The organism is Halonatronum saccharophilum DSM 13868 (assembly GCF_000517025.1).
Classification (GTDB): Bacteria; Bacillota; Halanaerobiia; order Halobacteroidales; family Halobacteroidaceae; genus Halonatronum; species Halonatronum saccharophilum.
Window position 1 is genome coordinate 372,051 of the sequence record NZ_KI912091.1, and the last position, 4,298, is coordinate 376,348.

A 4,298-nucleotide genomic window follows, 5' to 3' on the forward strand; every position below is an offset into this window, starting at 1 on the left:
CCTATATTATTAAAGCGGGGCTATTCAGCAACCATTAAAGAGTGGTTATTAGCAGCTGAGTATATAATTGCTCATGGTAATCCTAATGTTATTTTATGTGAAAGAGGGATAAGAACCTTTGAAACAGCAACTAGAAATACCCTTGACTTAAATGCAATTGCTTTTATTAAAGAGACTACAGATTATCCAATAATAATAGATCCAAGTCATGGTACTGGAAAGAGATCATTGGTTACACCATTGGCCCAAGCAGGGATAAGTGTAGGGGCAGATGGAGTTATTGTAGAGGTGCATCCTAACCCTAAAGAGGCTTTATGTGATGGGGAGCAGTCATTAAAACCTGCTGAGTTTGCTAATTTAGTAATAAAATTAGATAAAGTTGCTAAGGCTATAGATAAAAAGCTGGCGGTCTAATAAAAAATGTCGATTTAAGTAGGGATGAGTCGTATATTTTGGTTTTTTTAAAGCTCTATTTGAAGAAAAATAATAAATTCACTTTATAAATAGTCGTTTATCAGTTATAATAATTGATGGACGGCTACTTTTATTTAATAGATAATTAAATATTATTACTAGGTAAATAATACTGATATAGCCAGTCTATTGAATATTAAAGTTAGAAAGGGGTTTAAAAAAGGCTACTAATAAGGGTTTCTTACTTATTTAAAAATACAAATCAATCGTATTTTTAAGCTAATTGTCGAAAAAAATAAAGTATCTTAAATATTTTAATCGTTAGATAAGTTTTTATAATATTATAACTTTATAATTTTGAGGGGAGAGATTTTTTTGTCTGTACAAATGTTCTTTCAGTTTTTAGGTTCCTTAGCTTTATTTATTTATGGGATGCAGCAGATGGGAGAAGGTCTACAGAAGACAGCAGGAAAGAAGTTAAAGAAGATTTTGGCCCTTCTTACTACAAACCCTCTTATGGGTGTAGTAGTAGGTGCACTTGTAACGGCTATTGTACAAAGTAGTAGTGCTACAAGTGTTATGGTAGTTGGATTTGTTAATGCTGGGTTGATGACGTTGGCCCAATCGGTTGGTGTTATTATGGGGGCCAACATTGGTACGACTGTAACGGCTCAGATGGTAGCTTTTAGGCTAGGTGATTATGCTCTCCATGCAGTGGCTATCGGTGTTATCACTCATATGTTCTCTAAAAGGAAGAAAGTTCAGTATATTGGACAAGTTTTACTTGGCTTTGGTATATTATTCTTAGGAATGAATGGTATGAGTGATACTATGAGACCATTAAGGGATTCGGTAGTCTTTTTTGAGTTGATGGAGCAATTTGCAGCTTATCCTATTTTAGGTGTGGCTATTGGTGCTGGTGTTACTGTTATAGTACAAAGTAGTACAGCAGCAATGGGTATTCTCCTTGGCTTATTTGCTGTAGGGGCTATTAGTTTTCAGGCAGGGATTCCAATTATATTAGGAAGTAATATTGGAACTACAATTACGGCTATGTTATCGGCAATTGGAGCAAATATTAGTGCTAAAAGAGCAGCAGCAGCTCACTTTATCTTTAATATCTTAGGTACAGGTGTGATAGTAGTTCTTTTGTACATAATACCTAACTTTGCGGCTGCTATTGAAGAATCGATGATTGGTTTTTCAAATTTATTTGGGATGACACCTAGCCCAGAAAGATTGGTGGCTAATACTCATACAATCTTTAATATAATAAACACATTAATTTGGTTACCTTTTGTTGGTCTAATTGTAACCTTGGTAAATAGATTGATACCAGGAGATGATGTATCTCTTAAACGTGGCTTAAGTTATTTAGATGATAGAATGTTAGAGACTCCTAGTTTAGCAGCTGAACAGCTTAAGCATGAAGTGGCAAGGATGTTAGAAATTTCTACAGATATGGTTGAGGATGTTAGGCAAGCTTTTTTAGATAATGATTTAGAACTAGTTAAATCTATCCAAAAGAAGGAAGAGATACTAAATGAATTAGAGGAAGAACTGTTGGTCTTCTTAACTAAGATACCTCAAGCTTCTTTGTCAGAAGAAGATATTAGAACTATAGATATGTACTTTTTAATTATTGATGCTATTGAGAGTATTGGTGATGATGCTGATGAACTATCGAAGCTACTTGTAGAACATATAGATAATAAGTGTACCTTCTCGGATACTGCTCAAAAATCATTACAGAATATCTTTGATATAACACTAGGTTCTTTAGCAAAGACTTATGAGCTTATTGAAAATGAAAATCTAGATTTAGCAGAGTCTTTGATACAAACTGAAGAGTATATAGATGATCTACAGATAGAATATAGAGAATCACATATGAAGAGGCTTGGTGAAGGGAGTTGTTTCCCTTCTGCAGCAATAATCTATTTAGAGGCTTTAGAGAATATAGAGCATATCAGTGATCAGACTGCCGATATAGCTCATAGTTTTAGAGAAAGAGATATAGTTTAAGTTAAATTTCTAAAGGTCATTTTAAAATGACCTTTAGAAATTTGTTTTTGATAATTACTTTAATTTAGCTGAAACAGACTATATATTCAACAATTAGTATATAGTCTGTTTTTTATTAAAAATACAATAGATTTAGCTATTTCATCCACTTAAAGGTAGATAAGTATAATAATCTAATTTTAAAATAATAATTATATAAGGAGGTGTAATAAGATGGAAGATAAGATGATAATCCCTTTATATGATTTAATATTTAGTATTTCTGGGGTAGTAGATATGGTAGATTTTAAATTAAAAGATCATCATGAGAAAGTCGCCTACATAAGTTATAGATTGGCTACAGAGTTAGAAATAGATACCAAAGATAAAAAGGACCTAGTTATAGCAGCTGCGATTCATGATATAGGTTCTTTCTCTAGAAAAGATAATTTGGAGAGGTTAAAGTTTGATAATTATGAAAATTCTAATCATGCTAAAAGAGGAGCTTACTTGGTAAATAATTTTTCTCTTTTAGCTAAGTTGGCCCCTATAATTTCTTATCATCATTTGGATTGGAATTGTGGAGATAGACAGATGATAGGCTCTAATAGGATCTCATTGTTGAGCAATATCTTGCAACTGGCTGATAGAATTTCTCTTTTGGTTGATAATGATAATATACTAGCTAATCGAGACAAGATTGTTTCTAGGATCAAGGAGGCAATTGGTAGAAAATTCAATCCTGATTTTGTAGAATCTTTTCTAACTTTAAGTAAAAGAGAAGAGTTTTGGTTAAGTATTATTAACTCTAAATTAATAGAAAAGGAATTGAAACACTTTTTTGTACAGAATGATTTAAAAGTTGATCTAGCTGGTTTAGAGGAGTTAGGTCAGTTTTATAGCAAGATTATTGATTTTAGGAGTTCTTTTACAGCAAATCATTCCAAGGGTGTTGCTTTAACAGCCGCTCATTTAGCTAAACTTTGTGGCTGGTCAGATAAAGAAGTTAAGAAGATGGAAATAGCAGGTTATTTACATGATTTAGGCAAGTTGGCTATTCCAGTTGAGATTTTAGATAAACCAGGAAAGTTGACTAAAGAAGAGTTTTCTATAATAAAATCACATACTTTTTATACTTACCATACTTTAGATTCGATAGAAGCTTTAAAAGAGATTAAAGAGTGGGCTGCATTTCATCATGAAAGATTAGATGGAAAAGGTTATCCTTTCAGGTTATCTGAGGGTGATTTATCTTTAGGTAGTAGGATTATGGCTGTTGCTGATATATTTACTGCATTGACAGAAGATAGACCTTATAGGAAAGGTATGAAGAGAAAAAAAGTTTTAAGTATTATGAAGTCTATGGTATCTAATGGGGCAATAGATGGGTCTTTGGTAGAGATTCTTGAGAATAACTATTCTTTTATAGATAAACTTAGAAAAGAAGCTCAAAAATTAGAAGAGGAAAGAAAAAAGATGTTAGTTTAGGTGGGGGTAGAGGCTTCTTTAATTTGAAATTGAGATTCCAGATTCCCAAAAAATAAAAAAACCGCCCAATGGCAGTTTGCTTTAAATTAGAATGGTGGACCTGGAGGGATTTGAACCCCCGGCCAATCGGTTATGAGCCGATTGCTCTGACCAACTGAGCTACAGGTCCATAGTTTTTTCTCGAACAACATCTATTAGTATAACTAAAATGAATCTAAATGTCAATAGAATATTTGAATATTTTTTCTTTATTAAAGTAGTGATTTTTTATGTTCAAGGTTCTTTGGAATTGAGACCAAATGATATGGGGTTAAACTAAAATAGAGGTTTTAATTTCTTTTAAGATATAGACTTTTGATTATTGCTTGGGGTATCTTTTGACGAGAATGCTA

2 protein-coding genes, 1 tRNA gene and 1 pseudogene are annotated in these 4,298 nt (G+C 32.5%); 3 read left to right on the forward strand and 1 reads right to left on the reverse strand.

All coding sequences use genetic code 11. The features are described 5' to 3' along the window. The 3 genes and pseudogenes from HALSAC_RS17225 to HALSAC_RS0102010 form a co-directional block, all read left to right on the forward strand. Positions 1–414, forward strand: a pseudogene (locus tag HALSAC_RS17225) (3-deoxy-7-phosphoheptulonate synthase); the annotation flags it as partial. Positions 415–789: 375 nt separating this feature from the next. Then, on the forward strand, positions 790–2,439 hold the full coding sequence (locus tag HALSAC_RS0102005; protein WP_027338860.1) for a Na/Pi cotransporter family protein: 1,650 nt from the start codon (positions 790–792) through the stop codon (positions 2,437–2,439). 213 nt (positions 2,440–2,652) lie between these two features. Then, positions 2,653–3,906 carry an HD-GYP domain-containing protein gene (locus tag HALSAC_RS0102010; protein WP_027338861.1) on the forward strand — a complete coding sequence of 418 codons (1,254 nt, stop codon included), beginning with the start codon at positions 2,653–2,655 and terminating at the stop codon, positions 3,904–3,906. A 92-nt stretch (positions 3,907–3,998) separates the two neighbouring features. Here HALSAC_RS0102010 and HALSAC_RS0102015 read toward each other — a convergent pair. After that, a tRNA-Ile gene (locus HALSAC_RS0102015) sits at positions 3,999–4,075 on the reverse strand. Between the last annotated feature and the right edge of the window lie 223 nt (positions 4,076–4,298).